Here is a 23,881-nt window from a genome sequence, read left to right as displayed (position 1 = left end):
TGTCGCGCGCGCCCTATCGCCGCTCCTGAGCACCCTGCCTGCTCGTGCCAACTGGCAAGTCCCGCCATTGGTCGAACGCTCCCGCGGCGGGGTCCTCACCACGCAGATGGGCGATGACGTGCGGCACGCTGTCCTGGCCCCAGAACACCTCGTCACCCACGAGGTAGGACGGCACCCCGAACACTCTGTGGCCGATAGCCCAGGCTGTAGCGCCCTTCAGGCGCTGCTTGGTGTCCTCGTTGGTGGTCGCAGTGACGAGCGCTGCGCCGTCGAGGCCCGCCGCCGCCAGCAGATCTCGTACGTTGGCAGCATCCGTGATCGCCTCGCCCCGCTCCCACGCCGCATTGAAGATCGCGTCAATGGCTCGTACACGCTGATCAACGTTTTCGATAGCCGTGACTGCCCGCAGCGCTAGCAATGGGTTGAACGGGTGCGCCGGCGGCGGTTGAATCCGCCTTTTCTGCTCGTGGGCAAGGCGCACTACGTGCTTCCACGTGTAGATGCGCTTGGCGGGAATCTCGGCGGGCCCCTTGGTGGCATTGGCATCGAGCATGGCCGCGAATAGCACCGGGCGCGGCTCAAGCGTCACGCCCAGCGGCATGAGCTCCTGCTGCGCTCGGTGCCAGCCCAGGTATGCGTAGGGGGAGATGAAGTCGAAGACGAATACGACGCGAGCAGTCATTGCGTAGGCGCTCCGTAGGACCCGATCTCGCGAGCGTAGCACCGTACGCTACCGGTGGCACTCGTCGTCGAGTGCGGCCAGCTGCTCGAGTACTGCGACGAATCGCTTGAGTACCTTGGGGCGTGCATCGCCTGCGCAGGCAATCGCTCTAGCGACCTCGCTCGCTTGAGTTCTTCGCCGAACACGCCATTCGCAGTAACCCGTCAATGCACGGTGCGGGGCTCCGCCCGTACGTTACTTCGGTGGCCTGAAGCTGGTTTCGCGCCATGAATGTAATCAATAACTAATAAAAATATTCACCTCTTCGATGGATTCGGATCCGTCGGGGGCAATCACTCGCCCGCGGTACTCCGGATGTGTTGAGCCGAGATCACCGCGACGGTCTTCGCTCTCCAACTCAACCCAGGCGGCCCGGATGCCGCCCGACCGAACAGAGGATGTCTCCATGCACAAGCAACAACTACTAGCCACCACCGTGTGCGCCTGCGCCTTCGTCCTGGCCACCGTGGTCATCGCGGCCACGATCCCCCTGCCGACCAAGAAGCTATCCGGAGGGACCACTTCGGTGGCGAAGCTGGATCCGGCCGCCATCCCCACGTCGGGGCCCGACGCCGCGGGCAAGCTGTGCAACGACCTGCCCGGTGGGGCGGGCATGGACGATGTCACGATCACCATCGACAACGGCACGGCAGGCAACGTAGAGGTTGGCGGTAAGGCAGCTACAGGAACTGACTCCGGCGGCTGGCACGTACAGTTCGACAACAACGTCGATAGCGATGATTGTGTAGACCTCAAGATCACGAACATCCAGCCCGATGACTCGGGCAAGGACGTGGAGATCAAGGCCACCCCGTCGATCGAGTCCTCCGTTGACGGTGTGGTCATCGAGGTGAACCCATTCCCGCGCTTTGGCTTCGAGGCCAACGTCGATCTGATGCGCACCAGCATTACGGCCATGGACCACGGCGGCGGCCTGGCCTTCGTCCACAACGACGACGGGGAACAAGCTATCAACGGTCTGGAAGGCCAGGTCAGCTTCCCTGAGGGGGCCAACCGCTCTCTGCTCATGGTGGAATTGCAGACGCAGCGCGGCGAGAAGTTGCCGGCGGTGATCACCGTCACCGGCAATGGCTTCACCATCGACCGCATGACGCCCATCGCGCGTGGCGAGGGTCGCTTGATCGTGCTGTGGTTCGACAACGGCGCTGGAGATGCGAACGCGCGCCTGCAACTCTCCGCCACCTACGCGCGCTGAGGGTTGGAGGGGCTCGCCCGCCCGGGAGTTAGCGGGCGGGCCCTTCGAACGACCCCCTGACCCCTCCCGGCCTCCAATCGCGCAGGAATAGCCAAGTCGCACTGCGCAAGCACGCGACGACCCTGCACCCGCCGTGACCCGATCACTCGCTGGTGCGATCGACACGCTCTTCCTGGAGAACGACCATGAACCGCCCGACCATCGCCAAGGTGGCTGCGATCGCGGTGCTGTCCCTGGTGGCCCTTGCCGCCCAAGCGCACCACAACGATGAACTGCTCGACGTCCTGAGCACCAACACCTTCGACTACGACATCCGCTTCAGCAGCGACCCGGCCTGGAACTGCGGCGGCACCACCGACATCCCCACCGGGGATGATCCGCGGGGTGATTTCTTCCCGATCAATCAGGTGCTCAACGTCGCCAACGCCCTCGACGACATCGATGGCGTGGGCATGTTCGGCGCTCCCCTGGGTTACCACCCGGGCTACACGGACCTCGGCTTCCGAGCGCCCACGTTCGACGGTCGCGACGACGAGTTCTACATCTGGAACTGCAGCCCCGGCGGCCCCCATGACGATGCTGATTGTGACAATGGCAATGCCGAGAACATCCGCATCAACCTGCCCGCCATCACCTGGTGTGCCAAGCCCGAGAACGACGTGCGGCGGGTGGTGGGTCACGAGCTGTTCCACCACATCCAGTACGAGTACGCCGAGAATCGCATGGCCGACTATCTGCCGTGGGGCCGAACCCTGTGGGAAGGCACGGCGCGCATGATGGAAGACCAGGTCTACCCCGATCTCGACGCTTGGCAGAACTCTGACTTCATGGGGCATGCCCGCTCGGCGCTCGAGGATCCGAACCGCAACTTCTGGAACCTGTCCTACTGGGCCGCCCTCGGCTGGAAACACATGGCGGAGTCCTACGCGCCGACGCCGATGAACACCACGAACGCTGGCTCGGACTTTATCCTCGAACTCTGGAAGGAAGTCTCGCGGCGAGAAAAGCCCGACGTGCCGGGTGTGGTGCAAACCACCATCGCCACCTTCGGCTCCGATGACTCCCTCGAAGACTGGTTCCGAGACTACGTCATCACCAACCTGGTGAAGGATTACGACTACACCAACTACGGCAAGGCCTATCGCTACCTCGACGAGGAGGACAGCAACGGCACGGTGTTCGCCGCAGTCGGCACCATCGAATCTGCAGGCAACGTCATTCCCGTGCACAGCACCAACAACGGCGTCGACGCCTGGTCGTCGCGCTTCGCCAAGATCACCGTGCCGTCCCAGTGCCTGCCCAACGATGTGGTTGGCGTGGCTGTGCGTGAGAACGAGCTGGTGGACATCGCCGTGGTGCCGGTGCTCGCCGACGCCGAGGTGATGGACGTGATCGTACGCGGGGACGAGGACGCGACCGTGTCGTTCCTGCAGCAATCCGGCGCAGCGCGCATCGAGGAGATCGGTATCGCCTTCATCGGCGGCAACGAGACCGACTGGGTGGACTGGGACGTGGTCTGCGGCTCCGCAGGCCTGGCCGTACATCACCCGAACAACGTACAGCAGGAACTCGTAGGCCCGAACGATGCGCCCCGCGCCATGCAGGTGCGCCTCACCGTTTCCGGACCCGAGGAGCTGGGCGGCGCCCTGGTCCGCGGTCTGCGCGCGGAGGAATTCACGGTGTACGTGGGCACCAACCTGTGGTGGGAGGACGAAGCGACCATTCTCGGCGGCGCCTACATGGGCGATGAGTTCTGGCTCACGGTGCTTCCCCCGGAGAAGCCTGACGAGAACACCTACGACTTGCATGTGAATTTCGGCGCCCTCGCCTCCGTGGTGAAGGTGGATGCGGTGAGCTATCAGACGCGTAAGCTGGATCAGATGCTGGTGATCGACACCTCCGGCAGCATGACCAACGGCGATCCGAGCTCCAAGCTCGAGGCGGCCCAGAACGCCGCGTCGCTGATGGCGGACATCACCCGCGAAGATCTCGACTACATGGGCCTCGCGAGCTTCGCCGACGATGCCACCCTGCACGTCGACCTGGGCCAGGCGACAGACGGGCAGCGCGACAGCCTGCAACAAGCCATCAGCAACCTGGGCACGGGCGGCTACACCTCCGTCGGCGACGGCCTGGACATCGCCTGGCCGCAATTCGGTCTGAACGGCTCGGTGGAGGGCGAGGACTGGATCGTGTTGCTGAGCGACGGCGTGGAGACGGCACCGTCCTACTGGGATGACGTGCGAGCCCAGATCGAAGCCCTCGGCACCCGGGTCAACACGATCGCCCTGGGCGACGACGCGGACCAGGTACTGCTGCAGGAGATCGCGAACAGCACCGACGGCGTCTACTACAAGGTGGACGACGAGGACAGCACGGGCAGCAGCGCCCCGGCGCGCTTCGGTCCGATGCAGCAGGGTCAACAGCTCAACCCCTCACGCCTGGCCAACCGCCTTGCGAACACGTTCCTGATCTCGGCCGAGAAGATGCTCGACCACGAACGTTTCTGGCAGGCCAACCCGGTGGTGGATGGGCTCTACAGCGCGGTCTACCGCGTCGAGAGCGAGGGCGTGGAAGAGACTCGCTTCGTCTTCAACTGGGCGAGTGCGGATGACGAACTCGACGTGACCGTGCTGCGCCCCGACGGCAGCATCGTGAGCGACGGTCAGGCCGACGCGGAGATCCTGATCCGTGACACGCACGTGGTGGTCCACGTCGGCGCCATGGAACCGGGCCTGTGGCAGATGCAGGTGCAGTCGAACGGCAACCCGGTGGAACTGCTGGCGGTGCTCGCCGGCGCCGATCGTCGCAGCGCTCAACTCGACCTCGAGTTCGGCCCGAAGGTGGACGACCCGGCGGCGGCATTCTACGGCGCCGACTACCTGCGCGGTCTGCCGATGCCCCTGATCGTGAGCCTGTACGACCAACACGCCTTCATCACCCAGGCGGAGCTGACGGCCAGCGTGCGTCACCCCGACGGCACGGTGATCGAGCTCCCCCTCTACGATGAGGGCAGCAACGGCGACGGCGATGCCAACGACGGCGTATACGCCAACGCCTACCCCCGCACCACGGCCTACAGCCTGGCCGACGGGGCTGACCTGCCGGGCAGCGGCCTCGACGGTTCTTACCAGGTCACCGTGGAGGCGAGCGGTGTCGATAACCTCGGCGTGCCGTTCACCCGTTCGGTCACCCGATCCTTCCAGGTGTTCGAGGTGCCGGCCAACCCGGACTTCCCGCCGGCGGACACGGACGGCGACGGCATGCCGGATCGCTACGAGCACCTGCACGCCTGCCTCGACCCGATGGTGGCCGACGATGGCGAAGACGCCGACGGCAACGGCCTGCGCAACGGCATCGAATGGGAGGCGGGCCTCAACCCCTGCTACCTCGACAGCGATCGCGGCGGCGAGGTCGATACCTCGGAGCTCGACCGCGGAGCCAACCCCTTCGCCCGCGAGGACGACGCGATCCGCCAGCCCATCGACGTGGAGGTGATCAACTACCGTTACGAGCACATGCCCATGCCCGAAGGCATGCTGTTGCCCAACGCCAACCTGCTCCGCTACCAGGTGGCCGAGGCCTACCAGGAGGTGATCTTCCTGCGCAGCCTGAACGAAAACGGTCCCTTCAACGAAGTGGCGCGCGAACCGGCCCTCAATGGCCTGTGGCACGACCTCGGTCTCACCAACGGCCAGACCTACTACTACCGGGTGCAGCCCGTCGGGGCCAACGGTGTGCTGGGGATGCCGAGTCGCGTGGTCTCCGGTACGCCCAACGCGGACCCGATGCCACCCATCGGCAGCGTGCTGATCGAGGCCGGCGCCGATGTGGTGACGAGCGCGAACGTCACCCTGCGCCTCACGGCCAACAGCGACGTGACGCAGGTGCGCATCGGCAATCAGTTCGATCTGTCCGCCGAACCATGGCAGCCCTACAGCCAGGTGCTGCCCTGGGTGCTGGCGCCGGAAGACGGCTACGCCCAGGTCTACGTGGAGTACCAGGACGCCGCCGGTAACCGGTCGTCGTCGATCTACCAGGCCAGCACCCGCGTGGTGGCCGTCAACGAGGTCGCCTACGTGAACGGTTTGGTGACGCTCGAGGACGCAGGGCACCAGGCGGGCGTGATGGTGCAAGTGGCCGGACACTCTTCGGCCGCCCCCGCCTTCACGGGCAACGCAGGCAGCTTCTCGCTCAAGCTCGACCCCGGCACCTACGATCTCGACGTGAGCTATCCCGGCTACGAGTCACTCCACCTGGAGGAGGTAACGGTCGTGATCGGCGATGAAACCTGGTTGGGCGAGATTGAGCTGGCGGCCATCCCGGACGCCGACGGCGACGGGGTGCCCGATGTCCACGACAACTGCACGCTGGTGGCGAACCCGCATCAGCGCGACAGCAACGCGGACGGCTTCGGCAACTACTGCGATGCCGATCTGGACGACAATGGGCTGGTCGAGGCCGCCGACGGGCAGATCCTGCGTGACCGCTACGGCAGCGCCGATCCTGATGCGGATCTCAACGGGGACGGCGTCGTGGGGCGGAAGGACTGGCAGTTGTTCCAGGGCATGCTGGGCGGTGTGCCGGGGCCGGCTGGCGAGTTGTAGGGTTTAAGCGCGAGAACTGGGGCGTCGGCAATCGTCGGCGCCCTTCATATCGCTTCTGGGGCATCAAAAAGTTTCACCGATGCGGCGCAACGTCAGCTCCCATCTTGGGATTCCGAGAGGCCTAGAGCACGGGTTCTGGCAGGGTGGGAAAGACTGGCAGGGGCGGCGGCAACCGCCCCTACCCAGATTGGCGTGCAATCTGCTGTCAGTGTGTATAACGCGCGACACCCCCAAATGTCGCACTTGACATCGAAATTATCCCAGACGTAGTGTTCTAAGGGTTCGGTGCAATGGTGCTAACCCAAGAACCCGACCCAAGCTCTCGCGCGCAGGCGGCAACCTGATCGCGAGAGCGGATTGGCGTGTCGCAGTCTGCTGTCGTTTTCTGCTCCCCGCCTCCCTGGTCTCGGCCACGAACGTTCGGGTATATCCTGCTCGTTCTCTGTGCACTGTTGCGTCTATCTCACGCCGTAGCGAAAGCTGCGGTGAGCGTCGAGGGGCGGGCAGATGAGTGATAAACGCGAGCCTGAGGCCGAACCCGAGTCGACCCGGTCTAGTGCCGAGGTGCTGTGCGACCTCGCCGACCGGATAGCCAGTGGCGATGGTGGAGCCGAGAATCAATTCATTGCGATTGTCTATCGGCCTACTCTGCAACTAGCTCGTCGCTATGCTGGGGACAAAGATCTCTCGGCGGACGATCTCGCCCAAGAAGCGCTAATGCGGGTTCTACAGCGCCTGCGTACCGGGTCGCTCCACAAGGGCTCCAATCTGACTGCCTATGTTGCCGCGGTTGTAAGAAACGTCGCGATCAACCAGCACAGACGACATGCTTCAGCTCAGACATACAGCGATGTCGACGAACAGCTAGATCCTGGTCCCGGTCCTCAAACAACCACAGAGCTGATTGAGGAAGTGGAGCGGTGCCTATCAGCACTTCAAGAAGCGACGTCCCGAGATCGAGAGATTCTCAGGCGCCTTTACCTGCACGAGGAGGGAAAGCAGTCAATCTGCGCATCCTTAGGTGTGACCAGTCGCCAATTCGATCGATTGCTGTACCGGGCCAGGAGTAGGTTTCGGGCCATTTTTGATCGTGCTGTCGGCGAGCCTACACGATGAGTGCGCAGTCTCCGCTCTGGCTCATAGGTGACGTGCTCGTGGACACCGCAGCCATGACCTTGCGGCGACCGGGTGAGCCTGAGCGGCAAATTCCGCTGAAGCCCCTTAAGTTGCTTCAACTCTTGATCGAGTCACCGGGAGAGGTCGTACCATATACGGCGATCGACACTGCCGTTTGGAATCAATCAGCCATGCTAAACAACTCGGTCCACTCGCTGGTCCGTCAGCTACGCAGCTTGTTCCAATGTTCCCGCCAGGCTAGGTACATTCACAACGCTCGAGGCGTTGGTTATCGACTCTGTCAGCCTGTTTCAAGAGTAGAGCGGTCGCCGTTCGAGGAGAGAACAGGGGTTGGGGCGCGGGCAGCGCTGCCCTCGGTATCGGTAGGTCCCATCGAGTCACTATCCCAAAGTGACCAAGTCGTAGACTCACTCGGCAGTCTTCGCGCGCTACTGCTTCACGCGCTCTGGGGTCAGGGCAATTCTCCATTTAGGGTGATTGATAGCGACTCAGCAATAGACCCACAGTCTGACCTTATGATAACGGGAACTGCACTGCTCTCTGAAGAAGGTCTTAGGGTTCTATTCAAGCTTCGGACGCGCGTCGATGGTCACCTGATTGGCTGTTGCGACTTCGAGTTGCCTCTGGACACATGGAAGTCAGTCTTGCGTCAGCAAGAGCTAGCGCAGAAGGCCGCTACCGCGCTGGCTCGGTTTCTCAGTAAACCCCACTAGTGCACCTCGGGCTGCGGTAGCAGTGCGGGTCAGCATCCAACTGTAAGCTCCTCGTCAGACTCTTGTCAGAAAACTCCACTTCGAATGGAGACTCGGTTCAGTTGCCCGTAGTCCCCTGGAGACTGCATGTAGATATCCCATAGAAGATCATCAGCTCATCTCCGCAGCGGTTGGCGAAGATCGTATTCGCTTGATTCACCGCTGATGGAGGACGCGATGGAAGAGAGTTCTAGAGCTGATTACGCGGACGGAAAGGTCCTCGTCGCTGGGTGCGACTCCGCAGGTTCGAGTCGTGCGGGGGAACGAGGAGTATCACCGCATGATCCGTCGGCGACTGGCGGTCCATTCGAGGACGAGGGTGGGCTGTTGAGAGAGCTAATTCCTCGACTCAGAGGGTATCTCAAACGATTTGATTTGGATCCAATGGCCGAGGACGACGTGATGCAGGAGACGCTAGTCGTCACTATCACCAAGCGTCGTGCAGGTGAGATCTCGGGTCCGTGCGTTGCCTATGCGATCGCTGTCGCGAGGAACATGGTCTTCAAGATCTGGAGGAGGCGGGGAAGGGAGAGTCATCTTTCGACTTCGCAGCTAGACCAGCTGGAGTCGAATGCGAGGAGTGCGGAGGATACAGTCTTCCATGAGCAAGTGCATTGCCACCTAAAGTCGCGTATCAGTACTCTAAGAATGGAACGAGACCGACGCCTCCTCATTTCTCAGTTGTTGGATGCCGAGAAGAACGACGTCTGTGAGGAATTGGCACTATCCCCAGATCAATTCGACAAGACTAAGTATCGCGCTATTCGGAGGCTTAGGCTTGCCATGGGCGATCATCAATTGGGTTGAAGGGCTCAAGGGGGGCTCTCCGGTCAACGGTGGTTGACCGGAGAGCCGTTCAGCGATGCAGTGGCGCCCATTCGCGCCGACGACGTCCCTACTCCGGCCTATCCCTAGCGCTACGCACCCGATACGCGGGCGAACTCGACCCAATAGACCACTGCCGCCCGGTTGGATCGAACAGGACGTCCGGGTTGATCAGTCCGAGCACCCCAACGCCCGTCGTCGTATTCAGCGTGGCGAGATGCTCCGCCAACTCCTGCTCGCTGTAGCACCGCTTGCCCGTGGCACTCGGCAGGCAATGCGCACGCGAGACCAACCGGTTCTTGCGCGCGTGTAACGAGGGCACCATGACAGGCAGCTCCAACGCGGCCCCGCTATCGAGATGCCCTGGGATGAAGCGCCCCTGAGCCAGCGCCCGGTAGGCAGCCTCGTCGATAGCGCTGGACGGCTCAGCTGCGCCCCCAAGGAAGTCCGCCACCGCGCCATCACCCGCCACCCGCACGATCGGGCGCATCTGGTAGCCCCGCAGTCCGTCGCAGCCCGGGTCGATACCCTTGTGTATCTGGCACGCCTCACTGCGCAGCAGGCGCTCATACCAGGTCACCGAGTCGATGATCTCCTGGGGTGCCACGTAGGGCTCACCCAACTGCCCGCGGAGCATGCCGAAGTTGGGTGTCACAGTGCGTTCGCAGCGGCCCTTGCGGCACACGACGTGAACGCGCAGGGGCATCGCCACAGACATCGGTGCGCCCTCGATGCTCGCCGGCAGGAACTGCGCGGCGTTCAGCGCGCGCTGCACGGCAAGGGACGGGCTCCAGCTGTTCGGGAAGGTGTTGCCCTGCTCTGTGAAGCACTTGCTGGTCTCGATTCGGCCTTTGGTGTTCACCTCCACCTGGCAGAGCACGCTGGCCTCGCCGTCGCGGGCGTTGCGGATGTCGGGGGTGCCGATCAGCTTCGTCAGCGGTCGCCGGCCGGCATCGGGCATGGCGGGGTAGTAGCAAAGGCCCTCGATTTCGGTGCCGAAGGGGAAGTTGGGACAGGGGCTCGGTCCTGCCGGGGCCGATGGTGGCGCAGGTGCCCCCAGGGTGACGGCGACGGAAGCTTCCCGCGTCGGCTCGTCCATCGCGCTGGGCGGGAGCCGCATCCAGCTCACCAGTTGCTGCTGGTCCTCCAGCGCGACGGGGCCCGTGCGGTCGTAGCAGTCGACGTCGGGCATACGACCCCCGTCCAGGGGCTCCTCGACGCACACTTTAGTGAGGAGTCGTTTCACCGACTTGTGGTGCAACGCCAGCAGTACGCTGCGCGTGCCTAACGCCTTGCCGTCGAGGGTGGCGGGGACAAACTTCGTGCCGAGCAAGCCCCGTGCCGCTTGACCCACCACGTCGGACGGGCGCGCCTCCTGCGCCCGTGCCGCCATGCTGACCGAATCGACCTCGCCCCTCTCGTCCACTTCCACCACGAGGGTCATGCCGTAAGCGAGATCTCCGCGACAGGCCCGTTGCATGTCCTTGCCCTTGCAGGCGGGGGCGCGCAGGAGGCGATCCGCCCAGGTGCTGCCGTCGGGCAGGATCTCCTGGGGTGCGGTGTAGTGCTGGGCCTCGGCGTAGTCCGGATGCAGGCCGAAATTCGGCCGCAGACGCCAGTCGCACTCACCGGCCTCACACGTCGCGTCCAGGCGCAGGGTGGCGACCACGGCGCGATCGTCGCCCAGGAACTTGGCAGGTGTGAAGCGGGCGTGCGCCAGGCCTCGGTGCAGCGCGGCGATCAGCAGCGCGGCGTCGCTGCGCGTGTCGGGGTCGAAGCTCGCGCACTTGGCGGTGCCCGTGCGCCCCGAGGACTTGATCACGACCTGGCAGGCCACGCTGACGTTCGCACTGTAGCCAGGGGGGAGGTTGCGCTCGGTGAGGCGTAGGAGCGTGGCTCCATCATCCACGGGGCGGGCCGGGATGGCGGCATGGCCCACCGGCATGCCGTAAACCATCCCGCATAGCAGGAGCGTTAGGCAGCGCTGAATACTCATAAAATCATCACTCTCGGCTCTTCATCGTCAGCGCGGCGCCGACGATCTAGAGTGAGTATAGCGACTGCCGCGGTACGGTAGCTATTGAATGTGTTGTCGTGGCTACGCCGGGCTAACTTCCCACGCCGTGGCGTCGACGTTCACCAGGCGGCAGAGTCGCCCGAGCTCGGCCTCCAGCTTGTCGAACCGCGCGGAGGTCCACTTGACCCGTGGTTCTGGCCAGAAATTCAGCACGCGCAGCTCACCTGCCTTACGATCCGCCTTGGCTTCGAGCCGCCCTACGAAGCGATCTCCCTCCAGCAGCGGAAACACGTAGTAGCCCCATTGCCGCTTTGCCGCCGGGACGAAGATCTCGATCCGGTAGTCGAAGCCGAATAAGCGCTGTAGGCGAGCGCGATCCCGGATGACAGGGTCGAACGGGTTGAGGATGCGAAGTCGGCTGGTCGGCGCAGGTGCCTCAGCTATGCGTTGTTCGATGTCGGGTAAGGCAAGCGCCTTGTACGCCGAACCATCGGCACACCCGACACTCACCTCCACGAGCTCCGCTCGGTGAGCCTCCACCCACGCCTTCACCTCCGCGGAGGACACCGCATCCCAGAATCGTTGAACATCCCCGGGTGTGCCGAATCCAAGCCTCACCAGCGCTTCGCGGCAAAGCCAGTCGATTTGCTTCTCATCCGACCACGCCTCGCGAAGATGCTCAGACGGGATCACCCGCTCCGTCAGGTCGTAGAACTTCTTGAAGTTCACCCGGTGCGACGTCGAGAGCTCGCCGGCGTACCACATGTAGTCGAGGGCCAGCTTGTGCGGTGGTCGCGACCACATCTCCCTATCACCGCTCGCCTTGGTGTCAAAGGCCTCGGTGGAGAGCGGTCCTTCCGCCGCGATACGATCCCTTAGCGCACGCCGTCCCTTGGCATCGAGCATCGCGCGGTGCCACTCCCAGCCGCGCACCTTCGCTTCCATGCGCCGAAACTGCCGACTCCACGCGGGATAGAAGGCCATTGGTAACACCGACGCATCGTGGGTGAAGTGCTCGAAGATCAGTCGATCGCGGGCGAGGGCGCGATTCAGCATGGGCTCGCGGTAGTGTTGATTTCGACTCCACAGGATGTGGTGATGGGCCCGCGAGACGGCGCGGATGGAGTCGAGCTGCACGAATCCGAGGGAGGTGATCAGTGCGTCGAGGTCGAGCTTACCGGTGGGTGTGCGCGAGAGGCCCTGGGCGTCGAGCCACAGCCGCCGGGCATCGCGATTGGAGATGGTTAGCGCCATTCGGGGGAGCCTAGCATCCAGTCACCGAAAGCCGCTGCTAGTGCTCGGCCCTGTTAGGGGCTGGGCTTTACGCGCGCACCCCGAAGCGCTTCGCCGATCTTGCCCGCGCCTTCGCTGCCTCCACCTCACGATCGCGCGGGGGCTGAGAGGTCACCAGCGCCTCGAGCAGTTCCTTGGCCACCTCCGCCACGCCGTCGACTGCATGCTCGAAGGCCTGCGCGTTGGCTTGGGAGGGGCGGGTACTGCCACTGAGCTTGCGCACGAACTGCAGGGCCGCGGCGCGGATCTCCTCGTCCGTGGCGGGCGGCTCGAAGTTGAACAGGGTCTTGATGTTGCGGCACATCCCTAGGCTCCTTGGGCGGTAGCGCTGTCTGCAGGCTTCAGTCTCCCCCAGCACCGCCGGCCTGTCACGGGATCGCCACTTTCTTCGCGCTGCGATGTCAGGAATTCCTCGCTTCTTGCGTAGTAGGAGATCGAGGGCGTAACGGCGCCCCTAACTCACCACCGCACAGGAGAACAACATCATGGCCCTCTACCCCCGCGCCGCTGCGCCCATCCACCGTCGCCGTCAGGCCGCCGGCTTCACCCTCGTCGAATTGCTCGTCGTGATCGCCGTGGTCGGCGTGGTCGTCGGGCTCCTGCTACCGGCTGTGCAGGCAGCGCGCGAGGCGGCGGCGAGGAGTGACGCCACCACTACCTTGAGAACATTCGTCTGCCCGTCGGACAACTTCGCTCAAGCCTTTGGCCGTGGCCCTAAGGACCTGGCGGAGCTGGCCGAGTGGTGGCGCACCGACGGCGACGGGCTCTGCCCCCTCGACGAGGACGCCCTCGACGGCAGCGACGCCGGCTACTACTTCACCCTCGAGCCCCTGAGCGAGCGCCGCGCCTTCTTCGAAGGTCTCTTCGCCGAGGCGGGCTTGCCGTTCCCGGATCCTGCGCCCTTCGTGGCGATCGTGGCGGAGCCGGCCATCCCGGGCCCGGCTGTCGACACCTTGTTCCAGGTGGGCGAGGCGCTGGTGGAGGTGCAAACCCCCGGGGCACGCGAGCGCCAGGAGGAGGCCACGGCGAGACTGCTACGCGCCTTCGCCGTGGAAGCGGCGGCGGCGGTGCAGGGCACGGGCGTCGACATCGCGGACTTCATTCGCTCGGACGAGTTTCCGGAAACCCGCCAGCTGCTCGGCAACCTGGACCTCGACATCGACGGTCTGATCAGGGGCGACGAGCTCTTCAGCGAGCGCTGGATCGACGGCACCTCCGATGATTTCCTCGGCGGCCTCGGCAGCCGCATGCTGCAGGCGGCCCGTGGCGAGCTCGGCGTCGGTGCCGCCGGTGAGGACGTCAGCGGGTGGTTCCTGGTGGCGGACGATTTCGCCTCGGACGACTGGCGCGATGGGTTCACCTACCTCTCGATTGCCGATGCCGTCTCGGCCATGGGCGATACCGCGGGGGTGCAGAACGCCATCGCCGGTCAGGCGGCGGCCGCCGACCAGGCGCAGCAGGCGGGGGACACCGTGAGCGAGCTCCAGGCGGCCCAGCGGATCCAGCAGATCTCGATTCGAGTCAAAGACTTGTTCATCACCTCGATGGATGTCAACGGCATCGAGTTCCTCCTCGACACGGTGGCCACGGAGCAGTAGCGGCAGCCAGGGTGGGGTGCGTCACCGCGCCCCGCCCTGGCAACAGTCGGTTGTTCTACCCTCAGGAGATATATATGATGAAATGATGAAGTGTTGAAACGTTATGAAGGCGATCCGCTTGCCCACCTCCCCCTCATCTACCCTCCGCGCCCAGTCGGTCCTCGACCGTGCCGCGGGGATGCTCCGCGCGGGCGGTGACCCGGCGCGCCTGCGCATCCTGGAACTGCTCCTGAACGGGGAACACCAGGTGACGGAGATCGCGCAGCTGACCGAGGCCGAGATGTCCACCACTTCACAGCGCTTACGAGTCCTCCTGAAGGAGGAACTCGTCGCCCGCCGCCGCCAAGGCCGGGACATGTTCTACCGGCTGGCGGACTCCCATGTGGAGACCCTGGTTCGGAACGTTCTGGACCACGCGGACCCCGGCGGACACCCCTGATCGAGCAACGCCAGGAGAGACCACAGACCATGGCCCACGACATCCACGAGAACCATCCCCACAAGCACGGCCCCGACTGTGGCCACGTCGCCCTCCAGCACGGTGACCATGTGGGCTACCTCCACGACGGCCACCTTCACTGCGCCCACGAAGACCACTACGACGAGCACGTGATCGAGGTGTCCGATGCCAACCCCGACGGCTGCGCCGCTCACAGCTGCAAGGGCCATGACCCTGACCATGTGCACGGCCCCGGCTGCGGACACCCGGCGGTGCCCCACGGCGATCACGTCGACTACCTGGTGGACGGTCATCTGCACCACCCGCACGGCGATCACTGCGACGACCACGGGCCGGTGGAGCTGGTCTGACGGCAACGATGCTGCCTGACGAGGACATCCCAGGCAGCTAATGAAGGCGTTGCTAGTAGCGGCGATCAGCGCCAGTGCATCCCTATGAGATAGCGATCATCGGCGGCGGCATCGGCGGGCTGGCCTCGGCGATCGCGCTGGCGCGCCGCGGTGCCAAGGTGACGGTCTACGAGCGAGCCGAGTCGCCGGGCCCCGTCGGCGCCGGCTTTCTGCTCCAGCCGCCGGGGCAAGCCGTGCTCGGCAAACTCGGCGTGCTAGATGACGTGCTCACCCACGCCGTGCCCATCACCGGGCTGCAGTCGAAAACCACCGCCGGTTACGCGATCCTCGATCTGGACTACCGTGACCTGAGAGGGCCCCCGCGGCACGGGCTCGGCGTCCAGCGGAGTACGATCTACTCTGCCCTCTACCACGAGGCGCTGCGTTGCGACGACATCGAGTTCCGTTGGGGGCATACCGTCGATACGGTCGCCACCGATGAGGCTGCCGCGTCTGTGCGGGTGGGCGGCGACTCCGCGTCCTACGATCTTTGCGTGTTGAGCGCAGGAGCGAACAGCGACCTCACCGATCAGCTGTTCCATCGGCGAACAAACAAGGCCTACGCGTGGGGCTGTGTCTGGACGACCATCGATCTCCCGTCGGGCTTTGCCCCGGACCTTTTGCACCAACGCTGCCGTCGCGCGGATCGCATGATGGGCATCCTGCCCGTGCTGAAGGAGCACGGTGGCTATAAGGCGGCCCTGTACTGGAGTGTGAAGGTCGCCGACGTTCGCCGAGCAGATGTCGCGCAGTCCGCGCAGATCAAGCGAGCGCTGATTGACTTCTGGCCCGAGGCCGCGTCGTCGATCGAGCCCCTCGAGCAGGGCGATCTCATCTCGGCGACCTACCGCGACGTGTGGACGCCGAAGCCCTACGCCGGGCGCCTGGTCGCCATCGGCGATGCGTGTCACGCGACCAGTCCCCAGTTGGGGCAGGGCTGCACGATGGCGCTGTTGGATGCGTATCTGCTCGCGTGCGGTCTCGAGCAGGGCGCCGGTAACATCGATGCGGCCCTCGAGCGATGGTGGCGTCGCCGGCAGTGGCAGTTGCAGTACGTGCGGCAACTCAGCCGCTTTCTGACGCCGCTCTACCAGTCGGATCACGCCTCCTTCGGAGTATTCCGCAACGCGGTGGTGGCGCCGACGGGGCGACTGCCGGGGTTCTACTCGTTGCAGTTGAAGACGTTGGCGTCCGAGGTGTTCCTGCCGAGTATCGACTAGGCGCTATCGACGGAAGGGGAGCCCTGGTCTCACGGACTCCCCTCCAAAGCGAACACTGTGTTGGATCAGTGCCACGTCCCGAGCAAGGCCTAGTCCTTCCGGCACGCCTGCATTTGTAGATACGGCGCGCGCGCATCGGATGGCAAGGAGTGGTCGTCGTAGGCGTAGGTCTTGTGCTTCGCATAGCCGCCCCCACAGCACCCTCGGATGACGGCAGGCTTGTACTCGTCCGGCTCGAAGGCGCCACTGAAGGCGTGCGTATGTAGCCGCACTTCCTGATTCGCCAGGGCGTCACCGCCGAAGGTGGCGCCGGGTGATCCGCCGGCCGGCAGGCCCACCATGAGGCGTCCCGCCTGCGAGTCGTCGATCACACTCCAACCCGTCGGGCAGCTGCCCACTTCACCCACCGGGAAGAACCCGATCATGCCGCTCGGCAGGGGCGCAGGCGCTGGCGGTCCCGAGCGCAAGCACATCAGCAACTGCACGTAGGGGATGCTGGCGAGCGCGCCTTCGCTCAAGCCGTTGATGCCGACATCGGTCTTACGCGCCAGGGAGTTATTGCAACAGCCGGTGATAGCCGCGTAGCTGCGATCTTCGAGCGAAATCGTGCCTGTGAGGCGATGCTGGTGCTGCGGCACCTCGCCCGACGCCAAGGCCTGTCCACCCGCGGCGCCGAGGTTATTGCCCGCCGACGCCAGGGGCACGATGAAGCGACCGGACGCGGCCTCGAAGGCGGTCCAGCCCGTGGGGCATGAGGTGGCGTTGAAGAAGCTGGCCTGGAAGGGCAGCAGGGCATCGGCGTTGTTGCCGTCATCGGCACGTTCGCAGGCGATGAGTTGGACGAAGGGCAGATCGACGGACTCCGTCGCGGTGTTCCCCTTCAGGGTGTAGGTGCCTCGCTTGGCACCCCCGCTGGTGGAGCCCGCGGCCGCTGAGATCGACTTCGGCGGCAAGCGGATATCGATCTCGTAGTGATGCTCGTGGTGGCGCACTTCGTTCGCGGTCAGGGGATCGCCGACCTGCACACCCACCTCGTCACCCGCGGCACGCGCGACCAGCAGGCGCCCCTTTGCGTACTCAGCTTCCACCCAGCCCGTGGGGCACGTGGAGGTATCGAAGAACGCCACCGTGTGCGCAGGCACGTCGGCATTGGCGGTGGGCGCGGTGACGGCCGCGACGGTGACCGTGAGCAATGCGCCTAGCGTGATTGGTAGGAGGGAGACGGGAGCATTCCCGTTCAGTGGTAACCGTTTCATTAGACACCTTCCAAAGTTGATCGTCGGGGTGCGAGCCCCCGAGTGAGTGAGGATTCGAACGTCGCTGGAACATAGGAAGGTGACGGGAATGTCCGCAATAGGGCGGCAACCAGTCGGCGTGCCTGTTGCTTAAGGCTGTGCTAGCAAGTGCCTGAGTTGTAGGTGGTTTGCAAAAATGTTGTATCCGCATTCATTGCTGAATTCGGCGCTATCGGCTGAGTTCGGGCGCTTGAGAGAGCAATAGCGCGCGTCCCGTCGCTCGTCAGCCAGCAGGCCGCGGATGAGTGCGAATTGGTCAGGCGGTATCTTCTCGGGAGTGGGCGGTTCGACACGTACCTGAGCGTGACGCCCCGTAGACCTACTGCGCCGTCCACCCACCGTCGACGTTGAGCACGGCTCCGTTGATCGACGCCGCCTCGTCGGTGCATAGAAACGCCACCATCGCCGCCACCTGATCGATCGTGACGAAGCGCTTGGTGGGCTGCGCGGCCAGCATGACCTTCTCGACCACCTCGTCCTCGCGCATGCTGCGCGCCTGCGCCGTCGCGCGGATCTGGTTCTCCACCAGCGGTGTCTTCACGTAGCCGGGGGCGACGGCATTGACTGTCACGCCCTTGGTGGCCAACTCCAGGGCGACGGTTTTGGTCAGTCCTGCCACACCGTGCTTGGCTGCCACGTAGGCGGACTTGTAGGGCGAGGCGACGAGCGCGTGGGCGGAGGCGATGTTGACGATGCGGCCCCACCCCGCCGCCAGCAGATGGGGCGTGGCGCAGCGGATCGTGTGGAAGACGGCGGAGAGATTGAGGCCGATGATGGCGTCCCACTTCGCGGTCGGGAACTCCTCCACGGGGGAGACGAACTGCATGCCCGCGTTGTTCACCACGATGTCGAGGCGGCCGTGGGCCTGCACCGTGCGCGCGACGAGTTGCTCGATCTGCTGCGGGTCGAGCAGGTTGGCATCGTCGTAGCGTACGTCCGCCGAGGCGACGCTGCGCACGGCGTCGATCGCGGTATCGATCTGCGCGCGATCGCCGAGGCCGTTCAATACGACGCGGGCTCCGCCGCGGGCCAGGGTGGTCGCGATCCCCAAGCCGATACCACTGGTGGATCCGGTCACGATCGCTACCTTGCCCGAGAGGCTGTCCGTCGAGTCGTTCATCTCAATCCTCCCAATCGCGCGCAAGCGAGCGCGATGCGATGGTGAACAACACGGCGGCGATCAGGTAGAAGCCGGTGCCTGCCAGGATCGCGTAGCGCAGGGACTCATCGCCGAAGCGCACCTGCAGGGCGTCCGAGAGCCATCCGAGGACCGCCGTGCCCGCGCCGATGCCGATGAGGTTGTTTACGAACAGAAACACCGCGGCGGCGGTGGCGCGCATGTTCGCCGGCACCACGTGTTGGATCGCCGAGAGCACCGGCCCCAGCCAGGCGAGGCCGAGGGCGGTGGGTGGCAGCAGGGCGAGAAACGCGATCGCGAGGTTGGGCGCGAGTACGGCGCCCGCGTAGAACGGGATGGCGCCGATGAAGGCCGCCGCGGGGATCAGCACGTACACCGAGCGTCGCCCACCGGCGCCGAAGCGATCCGCCATGGCGCCGCCCAGCCAGGTGCCGATCAAGCCGCCCACCAGGAGAATCGCGCCGAAGAACAAGGATGCGTCGAGCAGCGTCAACCCGAAGCTGCGCACCAGGAACGATGGCAGCCAGAAGAAGATCCCGTAGCCCATCATCGATGAGGCGGAGGCGCCCAGAGACATCCACCAGAAACTCGGCTTGCGCGCCAGCGTGCGAAGGATCTCACCGAGGGGCGCGGGGCGATCGGGCTTACGCGCGTCGTAGGCGCCGCGCTCAGGTTCGCGCACCGTGAGGCGAAACAGGGGGGCGAGCACGATGCCGGCAGCGCCCACTACGAAGAACGCGAAGCGCCAGTGCACGCGCGTGGCGATGAACCCGCCGATGACGATGCCGAGGGCGCTGCCTATCGGAATCCCGAAGGAGTACACGGACAGGGCGCGGGCGCGCTGGTGGGGCGGGAAGTAGTCGCTTATCAGTGAGTACGCCGGGGCCACGCCGCCGGCCTCCCCAACGCCCACGCCCAAGCGGCCCAGAAACAACTGCCAGAAGTTCTGCGCCAGGCCGCAGACCGCGGTCATCGCGCTCCACACGGTGAGCGCCACGGTCATGATCCACGTGCGGCTCTTGCGATCGGCCAGCATGGCCACGGGGATGCCGAGGCCCGTGTAGAACAGGGCGAAGGCGAGGCCGCCCATCAGGCCGAGCTGGGTGTCGGAGAGGCACAGGTCGGCCTTGATGGGCACGGCGAGGATGCCGATGATCTGGCGATCGATGAAGTTGAGGGTGTAGACCACCACCAGGATGAACATCACGTAGGCCCGATAGCCCACGCGCTGCTCCTGCTTCATCGTGTCGCCAGCAGCGCTCATCGGAAGTTGTACTGCACCGTGCCGAGGATCTGGCGCGGGTTGCCGTAGAACGCGGTGACGTTGTTCTCGAGCCCCAGGTCCGGGAAGTTGTAGCCGGCCACGATGTACTCCTCATCGCTCAGGTTCTTGCCGTGCACCCCCAGGCGCCAGCGACCCTCATCGTCTTCCCACACGAGGCTTAGGTCCAGCAGGGTGAAGCCTTCCTGGTCGAGCAGCTCGTTGCGGAACTCGAACTGGCTGGCTTCGCTGCGAAAGGCCGCCTGGGCGATCGTGTAGAAGGTGCCGCGGGTGCCGAACACACTCAAGGGCCACTCGAGCGTAGCACCCACGTTAGCCGTCCACTCGGGGGTGTTCTGGAACACCGCCTCGTCTGAGACGTCCACGCCGGTGGCGTCGATGAACTCGTTGTACTGCGCGTCCAGCCAACCGACCGCCCAGTTGAAGGAGACGTTGTCGCTGGCGCGCAGCAGGCCCTCGAACTCGACCCCGAAGAGGTCCGCCGAGGCGGCGTTGGTGGTGACGCCGGTGAAGGTGTCCTGGATGCCGTCGTTGTCGGTGTCGAGGCCGATGGAGCCGGGGATCTGCACGTCCGAGTAGTCGGCGTGGAACACGGCCAGGCTCGTGACCAGGCGGTCACCGAATAGATTCGATTTCAGGCCCGCTTCATAAGAGGTGACCGTCTCCGGTAGGAAGCGCAGGAATTCGAACACCTCCGCGTCGCTCACCACGCCATCGCCGTCGAGGTCTGGCGCCGCCGTGGTCTGGCCGCGGGGGTCGAAGCTGCCGCCCTTGAAGCCCTCGCTGTAGGAGACGTAGAGGTGCTGGGTCTCGATCGGTCGCCAGCTGAGCGATGCGCGCGGGGAGAAGTCGGTGAAGGTCTCGCTGCCGTCGAAGTCGGAGGTGACGGCGATCTCCGTCGCCGTGCCGCCGAAGGTGGGCGAGATGCCGCCGATGAAGGTCCGGCGCAGCACGCGCGAGCTCCGCTCATCAGACGTGTAGCGGCCGCCCACGGAGAGGGCCACGGTGTCGCTCACGTCGTAGGTGAAGTCGGCGAAGAGGGACCAGGTGCTGGTGTCCACGTCGCCGAGGGTGTTGGCGTTCAGGCCCGGCAGGCCGATGAGGTCGCCCGTTGGCCCCAGCACCACATCGAACTCGTTGAAGGCGTTGGCGTCGAGGTAGTAGAAGCCGATCACGCCGTTGAAGCGCTCGGTCGAGATCAGCAGCTGCAGTTCTTCGGAGAGTTGATCGTTCTGATAGGTGACCGGCACGTCCAGGTCGTCCTGGGGCAGGGCGTCGAAGTCGATGGGCGAGAAGGTCTCATCGTCGCGGTAGGCGAGGATGTTCTTGAGGGTGAGAGCGTTGTTGATCACGTACTCGGCGGTGAGGGCGATGCCGTAGGCCTCCACCTCCTGCTCGGGCACGTTCAGCCCGGCGCGGGTGTCGAACACGTTGTCGAGGATCTCCGCCCCGGAGGCGGCGCCCACCACCAGGCGGTGGCCCGACTTGGGATTGGAGCGATCCTCCGTGTAGTCGCCGGCGAGGCGCAGGAAGAAGTTGTCGGTGACGTCCCACTCGAGGCTCACGCGGCCGCCGAGGATGTTCTTGTCGTACTGGTCGATGCCGAGGTTGAGGTTGGTGCCGAAGCCGTCGCGGGAGAAGCGCGCGATGGAGCCGCCGATGCGAAAGCCCTCGGCGATCGGGGTGGAGCCGGTCATCACCGCATCGATCTGTTTGAAGGAGCCGCCGGTGAGGCGCATGTTCATCTGCGGCGTGTCGTCGAGGCGACGGGTGACGTACTTGATCGCGCCGCCGATGGTGTTGCGTCCGTACAGCGTGCCTTGCGGGCCGCGCAGCACTTCCACGCGCTCCACGTCGTAGAGGTCCAGCACCGCGGCGTGGGGGCGATTGAAGTAGACGTCGTCGACGTAGAGCCCCACGCCCGCTTCGAAGCCCGCCACGGGATCCTGTTGGCCGACCCCGCGAATGAACGCGGTCAGCGTGGTGTTGGTGCCGCGCGAGACCTCCAGGGTGACGTTGGGGCTCTGCTTGGCGATGGAAATGATGTCCGCTTCGCCGAGGCGCGCGAGGGCCTCGCCGCTCACCACCGAGAGGGCGATGGGCACGTCCTGCACCGTCTCCTCGCGACGCCGCGCGGTGACGGTCACCTCTTCCACGGCCCCGGCGCTGCTGCTGTCCTGGGCCATGACCACCTCAGCGGGCCACAAGGCCACGCAGCTGGCGGCGCCCAAGGCGCACAGGGCTGTCGGCGCCGCGCCGAGCGGATTGCGGCGACTCCGCGAGATCCAATACTTCCAAGCGTTCATGACAACTCCTTGCGTGTCGTCTTCGTGCGTCATCCCCGCGGGGTGCACGGGCCGGCGTCCGCGCCGGCAACTGGGGTTAGCGGCTGCGGTCATCGACCGTGGCCATGAAGGCGAGCAACTCGCGGGTAAATTGCTCGGGCTCTTCCAAATGGGGGGCGTGTCCGGACTGGGCGAAGGCCTGCAGACGGGCATCGGGCAGCTGTGCGGCGACCCACTGGCTCGCCGCGGGCTCGTAGAGCAGGCTCTGTTCGCCGTAGGTCACGAGCGTTGGGCAGTCGATGCGCGCTAAGGCATCGCGTAGGTCCTGCTCGACCATGGACAGCCACAGCTGGGCCATCGACGCGGGGTCGTTCACCTTGCCCATCTCGATGAGCGCCTCGCAGGCGGCCTGGTGTTTGCTGTGGGTGCCGCGGGCGAAGACGCGCGGCACGAAGATGCGCATGAAGGCCGGCCAGTTCTCGCGCATGCGCCTGGCGACCTCGGCGTAGATGCTGCTGTCGCGGCCGTCGCGAAGGCCGAAGTGCCAGTCGGCGTGATTGAGCAGGCGCGGCACCATGTCGATGGAGCACAAGCCAGCCACGCGACCCTCGGCCTCGCCGTTCGCCAGGGCCCACGCGAGCAGGGCGCCCATGGACCAGCCGACCACCACGCTCTCGCGCAGATCGAGGGCGATGAGGAGCTGGCGCAGATCGTCGACGAGCGTGTCGAAGCCCTGGTCGGGGCTCAGGGGCGAGGAGGCGCCGTGGCCGCGCAGATCGGGCACCACCACGTGCCATCCCTCGCCGAGGGCCTGCGCGAGGGGGTCGAAGCAGGCGCCCGCGACGCCCCAACCGTGCAGCAGGAGCACGGATCGGCCCTGCCCGGCTTCGCGGTAACGCAGTTGTGCTCCATCATCCAGGGTGAGGCTTGGCACGGTAACTAACCCGTCAGCGCTGCGACCCTGCGTGTCCCCCCGACCCGCAACCCTTGTCCGCAGCACGATGGGCACGTAGGCTAGTGAAAGATGAATCAGGATTCAAGTTTAGAAAAAACACCAAAAACCAAACGGGGCCGGGAGACGCGCGACAAGCTGCTCGCGGCGGCTGAGATCGAGTTCGGAGAACGGGGCTTTCATGAGACGGCGATCAGCCACATCACCCAGCGCGCAGGCGTGGCGATGGGCACCTTCTACGTGTACTACGACAGCAAGGAGGAGATCTTCCGTGCGCTCGTGGCCCACATGTCCGCCCTCACGCGCCAGTGGATCGCCACCCAGGTGGCGGATGCCCCCGATCGCCTCGACGCCGAACGGCGAGGCATCGAGGCCTTCATCGCCTTCGTGCGCCAGCACGCCGCGCTCTACAAGATCGTGGCCGAGGCGCAGTTCGTGGCCGAGGACGCCTTCCGCGAGCACTACAACGGCTTCGCCCGCGCTTACCGCAAGAACTTGGAAGAGGCGGCGGACAAGGGCGAGATTCGCCAGGGCGACTACGAGGTGTGGTCGTGGGCGCTGATCGGCCTCAGCGTGTTCTTAGGCATGCGCTTCGCCGAATGGGATGGCGATCGCGACCCTGCCGAGCTGGCAGCGACCGTGGCCGACCTGATCGGCGGCGGCTTGCGTCCCGTGCCCGAGGAGTGATCGACGC

The 23,881-nt window shown here is 65.0% G+C and carries 17 protein-coding genes; 8 read left to right on the top strand and 9 right to left on the bottom strand.

From position 1 onward, the window contains the following. Positions 1-13: 13 nt before the first annotated feature. Positions 14-682, bottom strand: coding sequence for a DsbA family protein (locus AAF184_05890; GenBank protein ID MEO0421846.1), 669 nt, complete (start codon positions 680-682; stop codon positions 14-16). A gap of 445 nt (positions 683-1,127) precedes the next feature. Here AAF184_05890 and AAF184_05885 point away from each other — a divergent pair, with 445 nt between their 5' ends. The 3 genes from AAF184_05885 to AAF184_05875 all read left to right on the top strand — a co-directional run bounded on the left by AAF184_05885 (position 1,128) and on the right by AAF184_05875 (position 7,660). After that, positions 1,128-1,937, top strand: a complete 810-nt coding sequence (locus tag AAF184_05885) for a hypothetical protein (protein MEO0421845.1) — start codon at positions 1,128-1,130, stop codon at positions 1,935-1,937. 185 nt (positions 1,938-2,122) lie between these two features. Then, positions 2,123-6,544 carry a VWA domain-containing protein gene (locus AAF184_05880; GenBank protein ID MEO0421844.1) on the top strand — a complete coding sequence of 1,474 codons (4,422 nt, stop codon included), beginning with the start codon at positions 2,123-2,125 and terminating at the stop codon, positions 6,542-6,544. A 507-nt stretch (positions 6,545-7,051) separates the two neighbouring features. Then, on the top strand, positions 7,052-7,660 hold the full coding sequence (locus AAF184_05875) for a sigma-70 family RNA polymerase sigma factor (protein MEO0421843.1): 609 nt from the start codon (positions 7,052-7,054) through the stop codon (positions 7,658-7,660). A gap of 1,668 nt (positions 7,661-9,328) precedes the next feature. Here the strand turns inward: AAF184_05875 and AAF184_05870 are convergent. The 3 genes from AAF184_05870 to AAF184_05860 form a co-directional block, all read right to left on the bottom strand. Then, on the bottom strand, positions 9,329-11,254 hold the full coding sequence (locus tag AAF184_05870; protein MEO0421842.1) for a hypothetical protein: 1,926 nt from the start codon (positions 11,252-11,254) through the stop codon (positions 9,329-9,331). Positions 11,255-11,356: 102 nt separating this feature from the next. Beyond that, positions 11,357-12,529 carry a crosslink repair DNA glycosylase YcaQ family protein gene (locus tag AAF184_05865; protein MEO0421841.1) on the bottom strand — a complete coding sequence of 391 codons (1,173 nt, stop codon included), beginning with the start codon at positions 12,527-12,529 and terminating at the stop codon, positions 11,357-11,359. A gap of 67 nt (positions 12,530-12,596) precedes the next feature. Beyond that, positions 12,597-12,872: a DUF2277 domain-containing protein gene (locus AAF184_05860; GenBank protein ID MEO0421840.1), complete on the bottom strand. Its 276-nt coding sequence runs from the start codon at positions 12,870-12,872 to the stop codon at positions 12,597-12,599. A gap of 181 nt (positions 12,873-13,053) precedes the next feature. On the opposite strand from AAF184_05860, the gene AAF184_05855 reads away from it, so the two are divergent. From AAF184_05855 to AAF184_05840, 4 genes are all read left to right on the top strand, one after another. Continuing rightward, on the top strand, positions 13,054-14,166 hold the full coding sequence (locus AAF184_05855; GenBank protein ID MEO0421839.1) for a prepilin-type N-terminal cleavage/methylation domain-containing protein: 1,113 nt from the start codon (positions 13,054-13,056) through the stop codon (positions 14,164-14,166). A 118-nt stretch (positions 14,167-14,284) separates the two neighbouring features. After that, on the top strand, positions 14,285-14,605 hold the full coding sequence (locus AAF184_05850) for a metalloregulator ArsR/SmtB family transcription factor (GenBank protein MEO0421838.1): 321 nt from the start codon (positions 14,285-14,287) through the stop codon (positions 14,603-14,605). Positions 14,606-14,634: 29 nt separating this feature from the next. After that, complete coding sequence (locus AAF184_05845) at positions 14,635-14,976, top strand: hypothetical protein (protein MEO0421837.1); 342 nt, start codon at positions 14,635-14,637, stop codon at positions 14,974-14,976. A gap of 74 nt (positions 14,977-15,050) precedes the next feature. Next, positions 15,051-16,235, top strand: coding sequence for an NAD(P)/FAD-dependent oxidoreductase (locus AAF184_05840; GenBank protein MEO0421836.1), 1,185 nt, complete (start codon positions 15,051-15,053; stop codon positions 16,233-16,235). Between the two features lie 89 nt (positions 16,236-16,324). Here the strand turns inward: AAF184_05840 and AAF184_05835 are convergent, their stop codons facing one another. The 5 genes from AAF184_05835 to AAF184_05815 all read right to left on the bottom strand — a co-directional run bounded on the left by AAF184_05835 (position 16,325) and on the right by AAF184_05815 (position 23,169). Beyond that, on the bottom strand, positions 16,325-17,491 hold the full coding sequence (locus AAF184_05835) for a hypothetical protein (protein MEO0421835.1): 1,167 nt from the start codon (positions 17,489-17,491) through the stop codon (positions 16,325-16,327). 358 nt (positions 17,492-17,849) lie between these two features. Continuing rightward, positions 17,850-18,650, bottom strand: a complete 801-nt coding sequence (locus AAF184_05830; GenBank protein MEO0421834.1) for a 3-hydroxybutyrate dehydrogenase — start codon at positions 18,648-18,650, stop codon at positions 17,850-17,852. 1 nt (position 18,651) lies between these two features. Continuing rightward, complete coding sequence (locus tag AAF184_05825; GenBank protein MEO0421833.1) at positions 18,652-19,932, bottom strand: MFS transporter; 1,281 nt, start codon at positions 19,930-19,932, stop codon at positions 18,652-18,654. After that, complete coding sequence (locus AAF184_05820) at positions 19,929-22,256, bottom strand: TonB-dependent receptor (GenBank protein MEO0421832.1); 2,328 nt, start codon at positions 22,254-22,256, stop codon at positions 19,929-19,931. The genes AAF184_05825 and AAF184_05820 overlap by 4 nt, the downstream gene beginning before the upstream one ends. Before the next feature lie 76 nt (positions 22,257-22,332). Beyond that, positions 22,333-23,169: an alpha/beta hydrolase gene (locus AAF184_05815; GenBank protein ID MEO0421831.1), complete on the bottom strand. Its 837-nt coding sequence runs from the start codon at positions 23,167-23,169 to the stop codon at positions 22,333-22,335. A 90-nt stretch (positions 23,170-23,259) separates the two neighbouring features. Between AAF184_05815 and AAF184_05810 the strand changes: the two genes are divergently transcribed. Next, positions 23,260-23,874: a TetR/AcrR family transcriptional regulator gene (locus AAF184_05810; protein ID MEO0421830.1), complete on the top strand. Its 615-nt coding sequence runs from the start codon at positions 23,260-23,262 to the stop codon at positions 23,872-23,874. Positions 23,875-23,881 lie beyond the last annotated feature (7 nt).

It is taken from the genome of Pseudomonadota bacterium (genome assembly GCA_039815145.1).
Lineage (GTDB): Bacteria > Pseudomonadota > Gammaproteobacteria > Steroidobacterales > JBCBZW01 > JBCBZW01.
This window is presented reverse-complemented; position numbering and strand designations above follow the sequence as displayed.